Origin of the sequence: Pseudonocardia xinjiangensis (genome assembly GCF_050948425.1) — a bacterium.
Classification (GTDB): Bacteria; Actinomycetota; Actinomycetes; order Mycobacteriales; family Pseudonocardiaceae; genus Pseudonocardia; species Pseudonocardia xinjiangensis.
The window spans coordinates 5,889,693-5,908,183 of the sequence record NZ_CP192009.1 but is presented as its reverse complement, the minus strand read 5'-3'; the positions used below and the strand labels follow the sequence as shown (position 1 = coordinate 5,908,183).

General features: G+C 73.4%; 15 protein-coding genes. 9 read left to right on the top strand and 6 right to left on the bottom strand.

Annotated elements, in window-relative coordinates; translation table 11 throughout:
- Positions 1–74: 74 nt before the first annotated feature.
- The 3 genes from ACQPZA_RS27775 to ACQPZA_RS27765 all read right to left on the bottom strand — a co-directional run bounded on the left by ACQPZA_RS27775 (position 75) and on the right by ACQPZA_RS27765 (position 5,568).
- The gene (locus ACQPZA_RS27775; RefSeq protein ID WP_433275115.1) at positions 75–485 is read right to left on the bottom strand and encodes a nucleotidyltransferase family protein; all 411 of its coding nucleotides are present in this window, start codon (positions 483–485) and stop codon (positions 75–77) included.
- A 57-nt stretch (positions 486–542) separates the two neighbouring features.
- Positions 543–2,447, bottom strand: a complete 1,905-nt coding sequence (locus ACQPZA_RS27770; RefSeq protein ID WP_433275114.1) for a vWA domain-containing protein — start codon at positions 2,445–2,447, stop codon at positions 543–545.
- A 94-nt stretch (positions 2,448–2,541) separates the two neighbouring features.
- The gene (locus tag ACQPZA_RS27765) at positions 2,542–5,568 is read right to left on the bottom strand and encodes a glycoside hydrolase family 38 C-terminal domain-containing protein (RefSeq protein ID WP_433275113.1); all 3,027 of its coding nucleotides are present in this window, start codon (positions 5,566–5,568) and stop codon (positions 2,542–2,544) included.
- Between the two features lie 174 nt (positions 5,569–5,742).
- On the opposite strand from ACQPZA_RS27765, the gene ACQPZA_RS27760 reads away from it, so the two are divergent.
- Entirely contained in the window at positions 5,743–6,768 is a 1,026-nt protein-coding gene (locus ACQPZA_RS27760) for a PhoH family protein (RefSeq protein WP_169397322.1), read from the top strand.
- Positions 6,769–6,826: 58 nt separating this feature from the next.
- Positions 6,827–8,407, top strand: coding sequence for an alpha/beta hydrolase (locus tag ACQPZA_RS27755; RefSeq protein ID WP_433275112.1), 1,581 nt, complete (start codon positions 6,827–6,829; stop codon positions 8,405–8,407).
- A gap of 202 nt (positions 8,408–8,609) precedes the next feature.
- Here ACQPZA_RS27755 and ACQPZA_RS27750 read toward each other — a convergent pair whose 3' ends face one another.
- Entirely contained in the window at positions 8,610–9,857 is a 1,248-nt protein-coding gene (locus ACQPZA_RS27750; protein ID WP_433275111.1) for a D-arabinono-1,4-lactone oxidase, read from the bottom strand.
- 71 nt (positions 9,858–9,928) lie between these two features.
- Here ACQPZA_RS27750 and ybeY point away from each other — a divergent pair, with 71 nt between their 5' ends.
- From ybeY to era, 5 genes are read left to right on the top strand one after another with little or no spacing between them, the layout of a single operon-like run.
- Positions 9,929–10,465 (top strand): rRNA maturation RNase YbeY, encoded by a 537-nt coding sequence (gene ybeY / locus ACQPZA_RS27745; RefSeq protein WP_169397319.1) that lies wholly within the window; start codon positions 9,929–9,931, stop codon positions 10,463–10,465.
- Positions 10,466–10,513: 48 nt separating this feature from the next.
- Complete coding sequence (locus ACQPZA_RS27740) at positions 10,514–11,905, top strand: hemolysin family protein (RefSeq protein WP_433275110.1); 1,392 nt, start codon at positions 10,514–10,516, stop codon at positions 11,903–11,905.
- On the top strand, positions 11,889–12,275 hold the full coding sequence (locus ACQPZA_RS27735) for a cytidine deaminase (protein ID WP_433275109.1): 387 nt from the start codon (positions 11,889–11,891) through the stop codon (positions 12,273–12,275). The genes ACQPZA_RS27740 and ACQPZA_RS27735 overlap by 17 nt, the downstream gene beginning before the upstream one ends.
- The gene (gene lhgO, locus ACQPZA_RS27730; RefSeq protein WP_169397316.1) at positions 12,272–13,525 is read left to right on the top strand and encodes an L-2-hydroxyglutarate oxidase; all 1,254 of its coding nucleotides are present in this window, start codon (positions 12,272–12,274) and stop codon (positions 13,523–13,525) included. The genes ACQPZA_RS27735 and lhgO overlap by 4 nt, the downstream gene beginning before the upstream one ends.
- Positions 13,522–14,451, top strand: coding sequence for a GTPase Era (gene era / locus ACQPZA_RS27725; RefSeq protein ID WP_169397315.1), 930 nt, complete (start codon positions 13,522–13,524; stop codon positions 14,449–14,451). Before lhgO ends, era begins: the two co-directional genes overlap by 4 nt.
- Here the strand turns inward: era and ACQPZA_RS27720 are convergent.
- Complete coding sequence (locus ACQPZA_RS27720; RefSeq protein WP_433275108.1) at positions 14,393–15,211, bottom strand: hypothetical protein; 819 nt, start codon at positions 15,209–15,211, stop codon at positions 14,393–14,395. The genes era and ACQPZA_RS27720 overlap by 59 nt on opposite strands.
- Positions 15,208–16,605 (bottom strand): acyl-CoA thioesterase/bile acid-CoA:amino acid N-acyltransferase family protein, encoded by a 1,398-nt coding sequence (locus ACQPZA_RS27715; RefSeq protein ID WP_433275107.1) that lies wholly within the window; start codon positions 16,603–16,605, stop codon positions 15,208–15,210. Before ACQPZA_RS27715 ends, ACQPZA_RS27720 begins: the two co-directional genes overlap by 4 nt.
- A 128-nt stretch (positions 16,606–16,733) precedes the next feature.
- Here ACQPZA_RS27715 and ACQPZA_RS27710 point away from each other — a divergent pair, with 128 nt between their 5' ends.
- Complete coding sequence (locus ACQPZA_RS27710) at positions 16,734–17,897, top strand: sensor histidine kinase (RefSeq protein ID WP_433275106.1); 1,164 nt, start codon at positions 16,734–16,736, stop codon at positions 17,895–17,897.
- Between the two features lie 17 nt (positions 17,898–17,914).
- The gene (locus ACQPZA_RS27705) at positions 17,915–18,487 is read left to right on the top strand and encodes a response regulator transcription factor (protein WP_211174519.1); all 573 of its coding nucleotides are present in this window, start codon (positions 17,915–17,917) and stop codon (positions 18,485–18,487) included.
- Positions 18,488–18,491: the final 4 nt, after the last annotated feature.

Genomic DNA, 18,491 nt, shown 5'->3' with positions numbered 1-18,491 from the left:
GGACAGCTGGTCGATCAGCTCGCGGATACGCCTCAGCTTGGCCTGGACCGAGCGCCAGTCGATCGTGCGTGGCGTCACCGGGACAGCAGCTCCAGATCCAGCCGACGCATCGCGTCGGTCTCGATGCGCTCGCCGATCGCTGCCGTCTGGGCGTCGGCGAAGCGCCCCGGTGCACTCTCGAAAAGCGGTACCGAGCCCACGAGTGCACGCTCGCGGAGAACCGGCCCCCCGTGGTTGAGGTGGGCGAGGTCGAGATTCTGGACGCCCGTGAGTTCGATGAGGTCGGTGATCAGGGCAATCGGGTCGAGTGACGCCCCTGGCTCGCTGAGCACGGCGACATCAAGATCGCGCGCCTCCGGTCGATCCTGCGCCGCGCTGCCGAATACGGTGAGGACGCGCACGGCGAGGCGCTCGCAGAGCGCGTCGAGCTCGCCCGAGGCCGCCGCGGCACGCAGTCGGGCCAACCCCTCCTTCGGCGTGGCCATGGGGACATGGTGGCATGCCGTCCGGTCACGAGCGCCTGATCCGGCCCGGACGCCGGCCTACCGGTTCGCCGAGCGCGCGCGGCGGCGGCCCCGGACCACCAGTGCCGTGGCGACGGCCACCACCAGCACGGCCACCGCCCCGGTCACGGTCCAGCCGAGGGGCGAGACCATGGCGACGGTCGTGGCGTGGCCCTGCGCGGCCGCCTCCGGGGCGCCGGCGCCGGGCCCCGGTGTCCCGACGGACGGCGGGGGGACCACGGTGGCGTAGCGGGGTCCAGCCTCGGGTGTGCCGGTGACGGAGAGGTCCAGCTGGATCGGCACGGGTGCGGGACCGATGTCCTCGCGGGACGGGCCCAGCTGCACGGAGATGTAGTACCAGCCGTCCTCGCTCTGCGTCCGGACCTTCTGGTCCTCGGCTGTGCGGTTGGCGTAGCGCACCGGAACCGTGCTGAAGGCCGGCTGGCTGGCCGGGAAGTGGTGGACGGAGCCGTTGTACATGGAGAAGTCCCACGCGATCTGCTTGCGCGACGGCGCGTAGAGCCGCGTCGTGACGAGGGAGAGGCCCGCCACCCGCCGGGACGGGGTCTCGCCGAACCGGACGCGGTAGGCGAGAGCCTGCCCCCAGTCCAGGTGCACCCGGTAGAAGACGAACTCGCCGCGCTGCAAGGTGTCGGTGTAGCGCCCGGACCCGTCGAGGATGCCTGCAACGTTGAGGGAGCCGCCGCCGACCGCGGGCCGAGGTGCTCCGGTGGGCTCGGTGAGCACGGCAGGCGAGAGGACACCGGCGGGCCCGGCGTCGAGGACCGGCGGCTCGACCTGCACCAGCAGTTCCACCGGCATCCGCGCGGGAACGCCCTCGGACACCCGGTCCCACTGCAGCGCGAAGTAGTAGCGGCCACCGCCCTTGCAGCGGTCGCCGCCGGCGCTGCCGGTCTTCTTCTCGGTGGCTCCGTCCCAGGTGGTCGAGGCCGTGAGCGCGGCCCCGTCGCTCGAGTTGGTGGCCTGCTCGAACTCGAACTCGTTGCAGTCCTGGCCACCGGCGCCGTAGGTCCGCCACTGGAGGACGTTGTTGTCGTTCTGCGGCTCGATGCCGCGCAGGTGCGGGTAGGAGGCGGTGGCGCTGACGTAGGCGGTGGCGCCGTCGGGGACGTCCACGGCGTAGTAGCGCTTCTCGTGCTGCCCGATGGTGTCGAGGTGCTGGCCCGGGGCGGCGACGGGGGCCGTGTCCGAGGTGGGTGTGCCGGTGATCGGCGTTCCGGCGGGTTCGTAGTTGCGCATCGCGGCGGCGGTGACGCGGGGGAGTATCCGCTGCAGCGCCTCCGCGTCCGGGGCGTCGCTGTAGGTGCCGCCGGTGGTCTGGGCGATGCAGGAGAGCTGGGCGCGGGCGGCGTCGTCGACGCCGAAGCCGACGGCGTGCACGACGAGGTCGACGCCGTGGCCGGCGAGCGTGCGCACCACGTCGCAGGGCGGGGGCGGCGCGCAGGTGTCCTCGCCGTCGGAGACGAGCACGATCGCCCGCGGCCCGGTCGGGGGCAGTTGCTCGGCGGCGACCTGCAGCGAGCGGCCGATGGGCGTGTACCCGTGCGGGACGATGCCGTCCACCGCCGAGCCGAGCGCCGCCTTGTCGACGGGGACGGGGCCACGCAGCACGGTGATGTCCTGGCAGCCCCGCTCGCGTTCGGCGGCCGAGTTGCCGGTGGACGTGCCGTACACGGCGAGGCCGATCGACGCCTGTGCGGGCGCGGCGTCCACCAGTGCGTGCACGGCCCGCTTGGCCGCGTCCATCTTCGTGCCGCCCGCGGGGTCGGCGCCGGTCATCGATCCGGACGCGTCGAGCACGACCATGGTGGGTGCGAGCCCGGACGGCGCGGCGGCGCTCTGCGCGTGCGCACTCGGCGCGAGCGGCGCGAGGAGCAGGCCGCCGGCCAGAGCAGTGATCATGATCCTGGTCAGCGTGCGCATCTCGCCGCTCGTCCTATCGCCGTGCCGTGCACCGGTCGTACTGCCGGTTACCGGCGCAGAAGGTAACCCACACGGGGGACGGTCCCGGTAGCGGTCACGCGCTGGCGAAACGCAAGGTGACGATCTGGAACGGGCGCAGCGTGAGCCGCGCGCCGTCCGCCGAGAGCGCCACCGGCCGGGGCACCGGCTGTTCGAGGAGGTCGGTCTCCACGACCGACCCGTACGGGAAGTCGGCGGTGACCCGGGCGCTCGCCCGCGTCCCGAGCGCCTCGTAGAGCCGCACGACCACGTCACCGCTTCCGTCCTCGGCGAGCTTCACGGCCTCGACGACGACGGCGGGGTCGTCGACGTGGAGCAGCGGGGCGACGTCGTGGGAGCCGCGGACCGTCCGCAGCGCCAGATTGAGCCGGTAGCCCGCCGCCACGGCGTCCCCGATCGTCGAGCCGACGCGCAGCGCGACCGTGAGCCGGTGCTCGCCCTGGTCGGCGGTGGGGTCGGGGAACAGCGGGGCACGCAGCAGGGACAGCCGCACGGTCGTGGTGGTGCCGCCGCCCGGCCGGGTGCTGCGCAGCGTGTCGTGCCCGTAGGTGGAGTCGTTGGCGACGGCCACCCCGTACCCCGGCTCGCCCACGTGCACCCAGCGGTGGGCGACCGTCTCGAACCGCGCCGCGTCCCACGAGGTGTTGGCGTGGGTGGAGCGGTGCACGTGCCCGAACTGGATCTCCGAGGTGGCCCGGTCGGCGTGCACGTCGAGCGGGAACGCGAGCTTGAGCAGCTTCTGCTTCTCGTGCCAGTCGACGTCGGTGACGATGTCGACGTCCGGGGAGCCGGCGCCCACGGTGATGACCTGGGTGATCGTGGACGAGCCGGTCGACCGCACGACGCGCACCGAGCCCCGGGACGGGCCCCGCTCCACCACCGCCAGGTCGTCGACGTCGACGAGGTCACGCACGGTGCGCCGGTAGTGGTCGTCGATGTCCCAGGCGTCCCAGTTCGTCGGGGTGTCGCGGTGCAGCTGCAGCAGGTTGGCCGCGGCGCCGGGGGCGACTAGCTCCCGGTCGGCCACGAGGTCGCGCACCGAGGTGAGCAGGCCCCGGGCGTCGACGACGACGCGGACGGCGGCGTTGGCCAGCACCACACCGTCGGCGGTCTCGGTGACGGTGACGTCGCCGCCGCCGGGCTGCTCGTCCTCCCGCACGGCCCCGCCGAGAGCCGGGACGCCCTCGCGGGCGTACGGGCCGGCGTTGACCACGACCTGCCGGTCGCCCTGGCCCACCAGCGCCGCGAGCGAGCGGGCGATCACGTCCTCCAGCTCCGCGGCGACCCGGGCGTAGTTGCGTTCCGCCTCCTGGTGCACCCAGGCGATCGAGGTGCCCGGGAGGATGTCGTGGAACTGCTGCAGCAGGACTGTGTGCCAGCAGCGCTGCAGCACGTCGGCGGGATAGGCGGCGCCGGTGCGGACGGCGGCGGTGGTGGCCCACAGCTCGGCCTCCCGCAGCAGGTGCTCGCTGCGCCGGTTGCCCCGCTTGGTGCGGGCCTGCGAGGTGTAGGTGCCGCGGTGGAACTCCAGGTACAGCTCACCCGACCACACCGGTGGCTGCGGGTACTCGTGCTCCGCCGTCGCGAAGAACTCGGCCGGCGTGGTGATCCGGACGGTCGGCGAGCCCTCCAGGTCACGGGTCCGGGCGGCTGCGGCCAGCATCTCCCGGGTCGGCCCGCCGCCGCCGTCGCCCCAGCCGAACGGCACCAGTGACGTGTTGGCGCGGCCCTGCTCCGCGTACTGGCGCTGGGCGCGGGCCAGCTCGGCACCCGACAGCTCGGCGTTGTAGGTGTCGACCGGCGGGAAGTGGGTGAAGACCTGCGTGCCGTCGATGCCCTCCCAGCGGAAGGTGTGGTGCGGCATCACGTTGGTCTCGTTCCACGAGATCTTCTGCGTGAGGAACCAGCGGGCGCCCGCCCCGGCGATGATCTGGGGCAGCGCGGCGGAGTAGCCGAAGGAGTCGGGCAGCCACACCTCCAGCGGATCCACGCCCAGCTCCTCGCGGAAGAACCGCTTGCCCATGACGAACTGGCGCACCAGCGCCTCGCCGCCCGGCATGTTGGTGTCCGACTCCACCCACATGCCGCCGACCGGCACGAACCGGCCGTCGGCCACCCGGGCCTTCACCCGCTCGAACAGCTCCGGGTAGTGCTCCTGCAGCCAGGCGTACTGCTGCGCGGACGACGCCGCGAACACGAACTCGTCGTCCTGGTCCATCAGGTCGAGCACGTTGGAGAAGGTGCGCGCCACCTTGCGCACCGTCTCGCGGACCGGCCACAGCCAGGCCGAGTCGATGTGCGCGTGCCCCACGGCGTGCACGCGGTGCGCGCTGGCGTGGGCCGGAGCGGCCAGCACCGCCGCGAGCTCGGCCCGGCCGAGCCCCGCCGTGCCGGCCACGTCGTCGGGATCCACGATGTCGACCGTGCGCTCCAGTGCCCGCAGCACCTCGGCGCGCCGCGGCAGGCCAACCGGGAGCTCGCCGACCAGCCCGCTGAGCGTCCAGATGTCCTGTGCCAGCTCCCAGACCCCGAGGTCGAGCAGCCCGATCTCGAGCGCCACGAGCCGGTAGAGCGGGTCGGACCCCGCCGTCGAGAGGTCGCCGAACGGGGTGGGCGCGAATGTCCAGGCGCCCGCGGTGCCCGGGTTCGACGCCGCCTCGATGTAGAGGTCGACCGGGGACCCCGGCCCACCGGGGAGCGGGACGTGGGCGTTGCGTGGCTCGACCGCCGTGACGACCACCCCGTCCGGGGTGAAGGCGAGGCCCTCGGCCTGGAACCCCGGCTGGACGCCGGCGAATCCGAGGTCGACGACGAGCTCCGGCCGCGTCCCGGGCTCCGTCCACTCCGGCGGGACCGTGCCGGCCACGTGGAACCAGACGGTGCCCCACGGCCTGCCCCACGGCGCTCCGACCGGGAACGGGCGGAACTCCTGCCGCACGGCCTCCGCGAACGGCACCGGCTCGCCGGGTGCGTCCCAGGCGGTGACCAGCACCGGCACCCGGTCGCGGTACAGAGCGGGATGGAGGCGCTCCCGGACGAAGCGCGCGATCCGCGGGAGGACGAGGTCGGAGTCGTCGTGCACGGGCCCATTGGAGCAACATGCGCGCCGAGGGGAACCGCCGGGCGGGGATCGCCGACGGCGGAATCAGCGGGCGCACAACGGGGCACGCGCGGTAGCATCGCTGGGTCCCACGAGCAGAGACGTAGGAAGCAGGCGGCACAGCCCTTGACCCATCCGGACCCAGTCCAGTCCCGCATGGCCGTTCCGGACGCCGCTCTGCTCGCGCTGCTGGGTTCGCGCGACGAGAGTCTGCGCGTCGCCGAGGACCTGCTCGAGGCCGACGTCCATGTGCGTGGCAACGAGCTCACCCTGTCCGGCACCCCCGCTGACGTGGCCTTCGCGGAGCGCGTCTTCACCGAGCTGATCACGCTGGCCGAGCGTGGCCAGCAGGTCTCCACCGACGCCGTGCGGCGCACCGTGGAGATGCTCGGTGACGGCGGGGCCGACGAGCGCGCCCGCATCGGTGAGTCGCCGGCCGAGGTGCTGAGCCTCGACATCCTGTCCCGGCGTGGCAAGACCATCCGGCCCAAGACGCTCAACCAGAAGCGCTACGTCGACGCCATCGACGCGCACACGATCGTCTTCGGCATCGGCCCTGCCGGTACCGGCAAGACCTACCTCGCCATGGCGAAGGCCGTGCAGGCACTGCAGGCCAAGATGGTCAACCGGATCATCCTCACCCGGCCGGCCGTCGAGGCGGGGGAGCGGCTCGGGTACCTGCCCGGCACGCTCTTCGAGAAGATCGACCCGTACCTGCGCCCGCTCTACGACGCGCTGCACGACATGATCGACCCCGAGTCGATCCCGAAGCTGATGGCGGCGGGCACCATCGAGGTGGCGCCGCTGGCGTACATGCGCGGACGCACGCTCAACGACGCGTTCATCATCCTCGACGAGGCCCAGAACACCACGCCGGAACAGATGAAGATGTTCCTGACGCGGCTCGGGTTCGGCTCGAAGATCGTGGTCACCGGTGACGTCACGCAGGTCGACCTGCCGGGCAGCACCCGCTCCGGGCTCACGGTCGTGCGCGACATCCTCGGCGACGTCGACGACGTGCACTTCTCCCAGCTCACGAGCACCGACGTCGTGCGCCACCGGCTGGTGGCCGACATCGTCGACGCCTACGCGCGCTGGGACGCCGACAACGAGCGGCCGAACCTCCGGTCCGCCGCGCCGCGCACCGGTCCGCCGCAGGATCGGCGATCACGCAGGCGCTGATCGACACGGGCCGGCGCTGGTGGTTGCCCGTGAGACCGATCACCGTCACTATCCCTGCGTGAGAGTGTCCCGTCGCGCGGTGGTCGCGATCTTCGTCCCGATTCTGGCCGGTCTGTCCATCGCTGTCCCCCCTGTGGCGTCGGCGGCGCCCGCCGCGCCGGCCCAGGCGGGACTGGAGCGGTTCCTCGATCAACAGCTCTCGTGGGGCTCGTGCGCCGACTTCGCGCGCACCGACGCCGACCGGCAGGCCTACGCCGACCCGAAGTTCGACTGCACCTACCTCGAGGTGCCGCTCGACTACGCGAACCCCGACGGGAAGACCGCGCGGATCGCGATGCTCCGGCAGAAGGCGCTCGACCCGGCGGCCCGGATCGGTTCGCTGTTCACCGACCCCGGCGGCCCCGGTGGTTCCGGCGTCAGCTTCCTGCCGTCGCTCGCAGGCCTGATCGGCACCGGTGAGGTGGCCCAGAAGTTCGACCTGATCGGGTTCGACCCGCGCGGGGTCGGCGTCTCCGAACCGACGATCGACTGCTCCGACACGAAGGAGATCGACGCCGAGCGCGCCGACCTCGACATCGACACCTCGCCGGAGGGCGTGGCGCAGACCGAGGCCGAGTACAAGGACTTCGCGCAGCGCTGCGCCGACCGCGTGGGCCTCGACGTGCTCGCCAACGTCGGCACCCGGGACGTGGCCCGCGACCTGAACATCGCCCACCAGGTGGTGGGCGACGAGAAGCTGAGCTACGTCGGCTACTCCTACGGCACCAGCATCGGCGCGGAGTACGCCGAGCAGTTCCCCGGCTCGGTGCGCGCGATGGTGCTCGACGGCGCCGTCGACCCCTCGCTGAACCCTGTGGAGTCGCGGCTGACCCAGGCGCGGGGCTTCCAGCGGGCCTTCGACAACTTCGCCACGGCCTGCGTCGCGCAGCCGGGCTGCCCGCTGGGCACCGACGCGCAGGGCGCGTCGAAGAGGCTGCAGGAGCTGCTGCGCCCGCTGATCACCACACCGGTCGCGGCGGGCGACCGCACGCTGGGCTACACCGACGCGATGACCGGCGTGCTCACCGCGCTGTACTCCGAGTCGCTGTGGGGCTTCCTGAGGGACGGGCTCGTGCAGGTCGGCCAGGGCAACGGCACCAACCTGCTGCGGCTGGCCGACGCCTACTACGAGCGGGCACCCGACGGCAGCTACAGCAACCTGCTGGAAGCCTTCCCGGTGATCAACTGTGTCGACTCCGACCGGCTGACCGACCGGCAGGTCGCGCTCGAGATCAGCGAGGAGTCGCTGCAGATCGCGCCGTTCTTCGACGCGGGCACCGGTCCGTCGAACGCGCTGGAGCAGTGCTCGTTCTGGCCGGTCCCGCCCACGAGCGAGCCCGGGCCCGTCAAGGCGCCCGGTCTGCCCACGGTGCTGGTCGTCTCCTCGACCGGTGACCCCGCCACCCCGTACGAGGACGGCGTGTCACTGGCCCGGCAGATGCAGGCCCGGCTGCTGACGGTGGAGAACGACGGGCACACGGTCGCCCTGCAGGGCGCCAACACCTGCGCCGACACCGCCGCCACCCGCTACCTCGTGGACCTCGCGCTCCCGGCCCAGGACACGACCTGCTCCCGCCAGGCACCCGCCGCGGGCGGCTGAGGCAGGGCCGGGCACTTCCGCTCGCCGGGTGTGTTCCTCGCAGGGCCCACGGCTCCTGCGAGGAGCCCACGCCCTCTGCTAGGACGCCGTGGGGCCCGGAGGCGGCGCCGCCACCGCGGAACGGGGGACTCGGGCGCGCAAAGCGGGCGACTCGCGGGGTGGCGGCACTTCGCGCGCCAACCAGCGCGCGTGCCGGCCGGGGTCAGCCCGGGAGGTAGTGGTCGAGCATGTCGTTGCGGAACTTGCCTGCCGGGTCGTGGCGGCGCAGCAGCCGCTCGACGTCGGGCAGGCGGGGCCAGAGGGCGCGGACGGCCTCGGGCCCGGTGGTGAAGACCTTGCCCCAGTGCGGCCGTGCGGCGAACGGCTCCAGCGCGGCCTCGACGGCGGCCACGACCGGGAGCACGGCGGTGGTGTCGGCGATCCAGGTGAAGTGCAGGGCGTGGCTGTCGCGGTCGTGGGCGAGGGACAGCCACAGGTCGTCGGCGGCGATCGAGCGCACCTCGCAGACCTGCAGGACCGGCGCGATGGTGTCGCGGATCCGGTCGAGGGCGTGCAGCGCGTCCACCAGTGCGGCCCGCGGTATCAGGTACTCCGACTGCAGCTCGTCGCCGCTGCTCGGGGTGAACTCGAGCCGGAAGTGCGGCAGCCGCTCGTGCCACGGCCCGGGCTCCCCGAGCTGCGCCGTGCAGTGCACCGGGTCGACGCCGCGCACCATGTGCCGCGGCCCGTCGGCCCGGGTGGCGCCGAGCCAGCGCGCCGGCGGCTCGGGTTCGGTGTCGCGCTGCTTGACCCACACCTGGTCGAACTCGGGCCCCGTCCAGTAGGTGAACAGGCTGACGCTGTAGGCGCTCGCGAGCGCCTCCTCGACGTCGTCGAACCCGCGCAGGCCCTCGTACACCCACTGCCGCATCCCGAACGTGGGACGCAGGTCCAGCGTCAGTGCCGTGACGATGCCCAGCCCGCCGAGGGCGACCACCGAACCGGGGAAGTCGGCGTCCCCGCGGCGCACCGTGCGCAGCTCGCCGTCGGCGCCCACCAGCTCCACGGCGGACACGGCCGTCGCCAGCGCCCCGTTGCCGACGCCGGAGCCGTGCGTGCCGGTGGAGCAGGCGCCCGCGATCGAGATGTGGGGCAGGGAGCCGAGGTTGGGAAGGGCGAACCCGGCCTCGTGCAGCAGCCCGGTGACCTCGCCGTAGCGCAGGCCCGCCGACACCGTGACGGTTGCCGCGTCCGGGTCGATGGCGGTGATCGGCGGGAGGCCCGCGAGCGACACCAGGTCGGCCGTGGTGTCGGCGATCGGGCTGAACGAGTGACCGGTGCCGACGGCCCGGATCCGCTCGCTGCCGGCCACCAGCTCCTGTAGCTCCGCCACCGAATCCGGCCGGTGGAACCGGCGAGCCCGGAAGACGATGTTGCCTGCCCAGTTGGTGACGGTTGCCGCAGTGCCCATGCAGCCGAACCTACAGAGGGCCACGGTCTACTCTTGCCACTGTTCATCATCGGGCGGATCAGGGGTAACAGGTGTCGATCGAGGTCTGCAACGAGTCCGGCGTCACCGTGGACGAGTCGCTCATCGCCTCGGTGGCGCGCTACGCGCTGGACGCGATGCACGTCAACCCTGCCGCGGAGCTGAGCATCCTGGCCGTCACCACGGAGGTCATGAGCGAGCTGCACGAGCGCTGGATGGACGAGCCGGGGCCCACGGACGTCATGTCCTTCCCGATGGACGAGCTCACCGAGGAGTCCCGCCGCCCTGACGCGCCCGAGATGGGGCCCGCGCTGCTCGGCGACATCGTGCTCTGCCCCGAGTTCGCCACGGAACAGGCCCGCAAGGCCGGCCACACCCTGCCGGACGAGCTCCATCTGCTCACCGTGCACGGGGTGCTGCACCTGCTCGGCTACGACCACGCCGAACCCGACCAGGAACGCGAGATGTTCGCCCTCCAGAACAAGCTGCTCGGCGACTGGCGGGCCGCGATGGCGGAGACCGCCGCCCGCGAGGCCCAGCGCCGCAGCGACTCCGCGGTGCTCGGCACCGTCGGACTCGAAGACAGCTGACGGCCCCGTCATGAGCGGCACCGCGCTGAGAGCGTCGGAACGGACGTCATGAGCGTCGAGCTGATCGTCATCGCGGTCGTGCTCGTCCCGCTGGCGGGTCTGTTCGCCGCGGCCGACGCCGCGCTCAACTCGGTCTCCCGGGCGAGGGTCGACGCGCTCGTGCGGGCGGGTCGCCCCGGGGCGCGGGCGCTCGCCACCGTGGTGGCCGACCGGCCCCGGCACGTCAACCTGCTGCTGCTCTTGCGGCTCGCTGCCGAGAGCGGTGCCACCGTCCTGCTCACCGTGGCACTGGTGGAGTACATCCAGCCCACGTGGACCGCGGCGCTCACCGCCGGCGGGATCATGCTCGTGGTCAGCTACGTCCTCATCGGCGTGGGCCCCCGCACCCTGGGCCGCCAGCACCCGTACCGCGTCGGGATGCTGGTCGCCGCCCCGATCCGGGCGCTCGCCACGCTGCTGGGCCCGCTCACGAAGCTGCTGATCGTCATCGGCAACGCGATCACCCCCGGCCAGGGCTTCCGGCAGGGCCCGTTCTCCTCCGAGGTCGAGCTGCGCGAGCTGGTCGACATGGCGAGCACCAGCGGTGTGGTCGACGAGGACGAGCGCCAGATGATCCACTCGGTGTTCGAGCTGGGCGACACGCTCGTGCGCGAGGTGATGGTCCCGCGTCCGGACGTGGTGTGGACCGAACGCGACACGGCCGTCGACAAGGTGCTGCGGCTGGCGCTCAAGAGCGGCTACTCCCGCATCCCGGTGCTCGGTGAGAGCGTTGACGACATCGTGGGTGTCGCCTACCTCAAGGACCTCGTCCAGGCGGTGCAGGCCGCCGACTCCGACGAGGCCACCACCGACGAGACGGTCGCTCCGCTGGAGTCCGTGATGCGGGCCGCGGTCTTCGTGCCGGACACCAAGCGCATCGACGAGCTGCTCAAGGAGATGCAGCGCACCCGCAGCCACATGGCGATCGTCGTCGACGAGTACGGCGGCACCGCCGGCGTGGTGACGATCGAGGACATCCTGGAGGAGATCGTCGGGGAGATCACCGACGAGTACGACTCCGAGGAGGTGCCCGACGTCCAGGAGCTCGACGGACGTAGGCTCCGGGTCTCCGCGCGGCTGCCGGTGGAGGACCTGGTGGAGCTGTTCCCCGGGGCCGACGGGGTCGACAGCCTGCTGACCGACGTGCTGGCAGCCGCCGACGTCGACACGGTGGGCGGCCTGCTCGCCCATCGGCTCGGCCGGGTGCCGCTGCCGGGTGCCCGTGCCGAGGTGCCCGGGCTGCGGCTGCTGGCCGAGGGCGGCAAGGATGCCCGGGGCCGGATCCGGATCAACACGGTGCTGGTCGAGCCGGTGGAGGCAGGCGAGGACGACGAGGAACGGGACGGTGCGGGCGCCGAGCGCGCCGGCCGTCGGGAGGAGAGCGATGTCCGACCAGGGTGACCCGTCCCCCGAGGCCCTCGCCCCGGAGGACGCGAAGATCGTGACGCTGGCCCGATCGGCACGGGCCCGCACGGGTGCCGCCGAGGGTGCTGCTGTCCGCGACACCGACGGGCGCACGTACGCGGCCACGTCCGTCGCGCTCCCGTCGCTGTCGCTCAGCGCGCTGCAGGCCGCTGTCGCCGCCGCCGTGTCCAGCGGGGCTCCGGGGCTCGAGGCGGCCGCGGTCGTCACCGCCGCCGGCGCGGTGGACGCCGCCTCGCTCGCCGCCGTCCACGACCTCGCCCCCACCGCCTCCGTCCTGCGCGCCGACGTCACCGGTGCCGTCCAGCAGATCCACTCCCCGATCACCACCACGGAGACGTCCGCATGACCTTCCCCGCCACTCCGAAGTTCGACGTCGTCGTGGTCGGCGGCGGCATCGTCGGCCTCGCCACCGCCCACGCCGTGGTCCGCAGCGGGCGCTCGGTGGCCGTCGTGGAGCGCGAGCAGCGCCTCGCCACCCACCAGACCGGCAACAACTCCAACGTCATCCACTCGGGCCTCTACTACGCGCCCGGTGGCCTCAAGGCGCGCCTCGCGGTGGCCGGCTGCGCGGAGACCGTCGCCTTCTGCCGGGAGCACGACCTGCCGCACGAGGTCACCGGCAAGCTCGTCGTGGCCACGGAGCCGGAGGAGCTGCCGCGGATGGCGGAGCTGGCCCGTCGGGGCGCCGCCAACGGGGTGGAGGCGCACGAGCTCGACCCGGCCGGGATGCGCGAGCGCGAGCCGCACGTCCGGGGCATCGCCGCGCTGTACGTCCCGTCCACCGGCATCTGCGACTACCGGCTCGTCGCCGAGAAGATCGGTGAGCTGGTGGCGAAGGAGGGCGGTGAGATCCACCTCGGCACCTCGGTGCTGCGGCTGGTGCGCCGCCGCGAGGACGTGGTGGTGCGCACCGACGGCACCGACCTGCTCGCCAAGCAGGTGGTGGTCTGTGCCGGGCTGCGCTGCGACGAGGTGGCGCGGGCCTCCGGCGCCGACCCCGGTATCCGGATCATCCCGTTCCGCGGGGAGTACTCGGGCTTCAGCGACCGGGCCTCCCAGCTGGTCAAGGGCCTGATCTACCCGGTGCCCGACCCCGCGTTCCCGTTCCTGGGCGTGCACGCCACCCGGGGGATCGACGGGCACGTCCACGCCGGCCCCAACGCGGTGCTGGCGCTGGCCCGCGAGGGGTACTCGTGGGGCACGATCCGGCCGAAGGAGCTGGTGCAGTCGCTGGCCTACCCCGGCATGCTGCGGCTGGCCCGGCAGCACTGGCGCTACGGGCTCGGCGAGGTGCACCGCTCCCTGTCGAAGAAGGCCATGGTCGAGCAGATCCAGCGGATGCTGCCGGACGTGCGGGCCGAGGACCTCTCGCCTGCGGGTGCGGGGGTGCGGGCGCAGGCCGTGAAGCCGGACGGCTCGCTGGTGGACGACTTCCTGTTCGTCGAGCAGGCTGGGGTGGGCGGCACGCGGGGCGCGGGCTCGGTCCTGCACGTGCTGAACGCGCCGTCGCCCGCGGCCACCGCTGCCCTGCCGATCGGCCGGGAGATCCTGGAGCGCCTCACGGGCGAGCGGATCGCCCCGCTGAGCGCGGCGTGACCGGCTTCAGCGCGGTCCCCGACGGCTTCCGGTCCGGGTTCGCCTGCTTCGTCGGGCGTCCCAACGCGGGGAAGTCGACGCTCACCAACGCCCTGATCGGGCAGAAGATCGCGATCACGTCGAGCCGGCCGCAGACCACCCGCCACGCCATCCGCGGCATCCTGCACCGGCCCGACGCGCAGCTCGTGGTGGTCGACACCCCGGGCCTGCACAAGCCGCGCACGCTGCTGGGCAGCAGGCTCAACGACGTCGTCCGCGAGACCTGGGCCGAGGTCGACGTCATCGGTTTCTGCGTGCCGGCCGACGCGCCGGTGGGCCGGGGCGACGAGTTCATCGTCAACGAGCTGCGGTCGGTCGCAGGCCGCACGCCCGTGCTCGGCGTCGTCACGAAGACCGACCTCGCGCAGCCCGAGCAGATCGTCGAGCGGCTCACCCAGCTCACGAACCTCATGGACTTCGCCGAGGTGGTGCCCTGCTCGGCGGTCGACGGGTTCCAGGTCGACCTGCTGTCCAACCTGCTCGTCGACCGGCTGCCGGAGGGCCCCCCGCTCTACCCCGACGGTGAGCTCACCGACGAGCCGGAGGAGACGCTGGTCGCGGAGCTGATCCGCGAGGCCGCGCTCGAGGGCGTGCGCGACGAGATGCCGCACTCGATCGCGGTGGTGATCGAGGAGATGGTGCCGCGCGAGGGCAGGCACGAGAAGGCCGCGCCGATGCTGAACGTGCACGCCAACATCTACGTGGAGCGGCAGAGCCAGAAGGGCATCATGATCGGGAAGGGCGGGGAGCGGCTGCGGCAGGTCGGCACCGACTCCCGCCGTCAGATCGAGGCGCTGCTGGGCACGAAGGTGTTCCTCGACCTGCACGTCAAGATCGCGAAGGACTGGCAGCGCGACCCGAAGCAGCTGCGGAAGCTCGGCTTCTGACCCTCCGCGCGGCCGCCACGACGCCCCGCACCGCGAGCTCGCCGACGGTGAGCAGCACCGCGAGCATCAGGTGGACGAACCCCGAGAGCAGCAGCCCGGAAGCGGGGTGGCCGGCGCCCGGCTCGGTGATCCAGGACGCCACCACGGCCACCGCCAGCACCCCGGTGAGCACCAGCGCCGGTGCGCGCAGTCGGGTCCGGAGCAGGAGCAGCACGGCCAGCGTGCCGAGTACGACCAGCCCGGCCGCGCCCCACACGCGCGGGACGGCGGGGCCGGGTATCCACCCCCGCACCACGACGGCGAGCAGGACGAGGCCCGTGCCCGCCGGCCCGGCCGCCACCGCGGCCCCGACCGCCCGGAGCCGGGATGGGCGCGTCCCGACCGCTCCGGGCCACTCCGCCACAGCGGCGAGCAGCACGAGGGCGAGGAGCAGCGGCCAGGCCGTCGCGTAGTTGGCGAGCACGGCCACCCCGGTGGTGAGCCGGTCGGGGCCGAGCACGGCCACGGTCGGACCGGGCACCACGAGTTCGACGACGAGGGCCGCCACCAGCCCGGCCACGAGCACGGCACCGGGCAACCGCAGCTGCCACCGAGCACGCAGCCCGGCCGGCAGCGCTCCGAGCAGGGCCAGGCCGGCGCCGGTCGACAGGCCGACCGGCGCGTGCCCGAGCCCGAGCAGCAGCCCGTCGACCACGAGCAGGTGTGCCGCGCCCGCAGCGACGGACAGGACCACGGTGCTGCTCGTCGCGCGTCCGATCATCGGGACTCCAGCCCTTCGCGCAGGGTGGACAGCACGCGGGGCCACGAGTCCGCGGTGGCCCGCGCGTTCGCCTCCTGCGTGCCGCCTCCGGTCATGAACCCGATCGGCCACAGCAGCACCGTCGGGAACGGCCCGGCGAAGGGCGCGCCGCCGAAGTAGTGCCCGGCCCCCGGGTACGCATGGTGCTCGTGGCGGTGCGGATGGCCGCCGTCGGCCAGCCGCCGGAAGGCGACGTCGGACATCGGTGCGCTGGGCCAGAGCCGGTCGTCCTCTCCGGAGAGCAGCAGCACCGGCCCGTCGATCCGCTCCACCGGGATCGTCGCGGCCGCCAACGCCTCCGGCCCCGCGGCCTGGATGTCCGGCCACGTCCCGGCGATGTCGGTGACCGGGGCGCCCAGCACGATCGTCCCGAGGTAGCGGGCGGACGCGGCCGGTCCGTAGGTGGGCATGACGAACGGGAGGTCCTTGCCCCGGTAGGTCCATGCCGCGGGGAGCGGGCCGCCCGTGAACCCCGCCGCGGGCAGCCCGCCGTACCCCAGTCCGCTCCCGACGTACGACACGACCGCGCCGACCTGTGGGAACGTCGCCCCGAGCCAGAGTGCGAGCTCCCCGCCGCGCGACGTACCGATCACGCCCACCCGGCCGTCGGCGACCTCCGGACGCGCGCTGAGCCACGTGAACGCCTGCTCGAAGTACTCCAGGGGGATCCGCACCAGCTCGCCGGGCAGCTCGTCGGCGCCGAAGTACCCCAGGGCCAGCGTCGCGAACCCGCGTGCGGCGAGCAGGTCCGCGAGGGCGCTCTCCGTCACCCCGCCCTCGGATCCGCCGAGCAGCACGACCCCGGGATGGGGACCCGGTCCGGGCGGCAGGTGCAGCTCGCCGACGAGCCCTTCCTCGCGCACCGGGTGTGTCACCACACCGGGAGCCGCGAACCGCTGCACGACCTGCGTCGACGCCACCGGCTCGCCGTCCACCACCGCGGTGAGCGCCACTGGGACGGCAGGAGCCGCCGTCACCGGGAACGGCGGGTGGGTGGCTGCCCCGTCGGCGACCTGCATCGACGAGAAGAGCCCCATCGCGTCGACGCCGGAGTAGGTGCCCGCCCGGGGAGCCTGCGTCGCCACCGCGACGGTGCCGTCCGTCCCGGCGGTGAAGGTCGCGTGTGCCAGCCACGGCCGGCCCAGGTCGTCGACCCGGCGGGCCCAGAGCGTGACGTCGTCCCCCGCGCCGAGGCCGTGCACGGTGATCGCGACCCGTTCGTCGACCAGGACGTCCGCGGCACTCGTCGCGATGATGACGCGACGGGGCTCCTGACCGACCGTGCCGTCCGAGCACCCGGCCGCGACGAGTGCCGCCACCAGGGCTCCCGCGATCGCTCCCGGTGTGATCCGCATGCCGTCCAGGCTGCGGGTTCGCCGGATGCGACCGGAAGTGCGCGGTGTCGTGCCGGCACCCGTGCCACCTGTCATGTCCCGGCCGGCAGGTCTTCCGCCCGCGCCTCCGGTGCCCGACCATTCGGGACGTGGGCGCGCAGCGCGAGGGCACCTCCCGGCTCCGGCTGTACTGGCGCTTCTCGGTGCTGATCAACCTCGGGTTCCTCGGCTACCCGGGCTACGACCTCGTCGCCGGCCAGCACAGCACGGCCGCGCGCGTGGCGGGCGGTGTCGGCCTCGTGGTGTTCGTGGTGCTGTACCTCCCTGCGTTGCTCGCCGGGCCGTTCCGGGACGAGACGGAGCCCGCCCCGGTGCCGCACATCGTCGCGTGCGCGCTGCTCGCGGCGGGCCTGTCGGTGGGCATGGGGCTGACGTGGACCACGCTCCTCGTGTACACCTCGCAGCTCACCGGCGCGGCGCTCCGGCGTTCGCCCGGAGTCCCGGCGGTGGTGCTGGTCGCCGTGCTGACCGCCGCCACCCACTCGTGGATGGCAGCAGGCCTCCCCTCGGTGGCGTGGGCGGCCGGCTACACGCTGGTGGTCGGGCTCTATGCCGTGGCGTTCCGCTGGATCGCCGAGACCTTCCGGGAGCTCGACCGCGCGCGTTCGGAGCTCGCTCGCCTCGCCGTCGCCGAGGAGCGGCTGCGTTTCGCCCGTGATCTGCACGACCTGCTCGGCCACAGCCTCTCGGTGATCGCGCTCAAGAGCGAGCTGGCCTCGCGGCTGCTGGACCGCAACCCGGCGCGCGCGGGCGCCGAGGTCCGCGACATCGAGGCCGTGAGCCGGCAGGCGTTGGCCGAGGTGCGCGAGGCCGTCAGCGGCTACCGGGGGTCGGCCGACCTGGCCGCCGAGCTGCGGCGGGCCCGGTCCGCGCTCGCAGCGGCGGGCGTGGCGGCGGAGATCGACGAGCCGGCAGCGGCGCTGCCCCCCGACGTCGAGGCGCTGCTGGCCTGGACGGTCCGCGAGGGCACCACCAACATCGTCCGGCACTCGGGGGCGAGCCGGGTGACGATCCGGGTGTGCACGGACGGGGCACGGGCCGAGGTGGAGCTGCTCGACGACGGCACGGGCGGTCGCGGGACGGGCGACCAGGCGGGCGGTAACGGGCTCCACGGGCTCGCCGAGCGCGTGACGGCGGCCGCGGGCGCGCTCGAAGCGGGGGCGGCGCCGGGCGGCGGCTTCCGCCTGGCCGTGCGGGTGCCCAAGGGAGACGTGAGGAAGGCGGACGTGAGGACGACCGGGTGCGGATCCTGATCGCGGAGGACCAGGCGATGGTCCGCGGTGCGCTGGTGGCGCTCCTCGAACTGGAGGACGACCTGCGGGTGGTCGCCCAGGTCGCGCGGGGCGACGAGGTCGTGCCCGCGGCCCGCGCGACCCAGCCGGACGTGGCCCTGCTCGACATCGAGATGCCGGGCGGTGACGGGCTCACCGCCACCACCGCGCTGACCGCGGCGCTGCCCGGCTGCCGCGTCGTCGTGCTGACGACGTTCGGCAGGGCGGGTTATCTCCGCCGTGCCATGAGCGCCGGGGCGTCCGGCTTCCTTCTCAAGGACGCGCCGTCGGCCGAGCTGGCCGGGGCGCTGCGCCGGGTGCTCGCCGGGGAACGGGTGGTGGACCCGGGCCTCGCCGCCCTCGCTCTCAGCGAGGGGGAGAACCCGCTGACCGACCGCGAGCGTGACGTGCTGCGGGCGGCGGCGTGCGGGGCGCCCGTCGGCGACGTGGCAGGCCGGCTGTTCCTCTCCCGCGGCACCGTCCGCAACCACCTGTCCTCGGCGATCCGCAAGACCGGCACCCGCACCCGGATCGAGGCCGTTCGCGCGGCGGAGGAGCGGGGCTGGCTCTAGAGAA

Coding starts and splice junctions, on each gene's coding strand:
- ACQPZA_RS27775 (WP_433275115.1), bottom strand. CDS start 485: ATGGCCACGCCGAAGGAGGGGTTGGCCCGACTGCGTGCCGCGGCGGCC.
- ACQPZA_RS27770 (WP_433275114.1), bottom strand. CDS start 2,447: ATGCGCACGCTGACCAGGATCATGATCACTGCTCTGGCCGGCGGCCTG.
- ACQPZA_RS27760 (WP_169397322.1), top strand. CDS start 5,743: ATGGCCGTTCCGGACGCCGCTCTGCTCGCGCTGCTGGGTTCGCGCGAC.
- ACQPZA_RS27750 (WP_433275111.1), bottom strand. CDS start 9,857: ATGGGCACTGCGGCAACCGTCACCAACTGGGCAGGCAACATCGTCTTC.
- ACQPZA_RS27740 (WP_433275110.1), top strand. CDS start 10,514: ATGAGCGTCGAGCTGATCGTCATCGCGGTCGTGCTCGTCCCGCTGGCG.
- ACQPZA_RS27735 (WP_433275109.1), top strand. CDS start 11,889: ATGTCCGACCAGGGTGACCCGTCCCCCGAGGCCCTCGCCCCGGAGGAC.
- lhgO (WP_169397316.1), top strand. CDS start 12,272: ATGACCTTCCCCGCCACTCCGAAGTTCGACGTCGTCGTGGTCGGCGGC.
- ACQPZA_RS27720 (WP_433275108.1), bottom strand. CDS start 15,211: ATGATCGGACGCGCGACGAGCAGCACCGTGGTCCTGTCCGTCGCTGCG.
- ACQPZA_RS27715 (WP_433275107.1), bottom strand. CDS start 16,605: ATGCGGATCACACCGGGAGCGATCGCGGGAGCCCTGGTGGCGGCACTC.
- ACQPZA_RS27705 (WP_211174519.1), top strand. CDS start 17,915: ATGGTCCGCGGTGCGCTGGTGGCGCTCCTCGAACTGGAGGACGACCTG.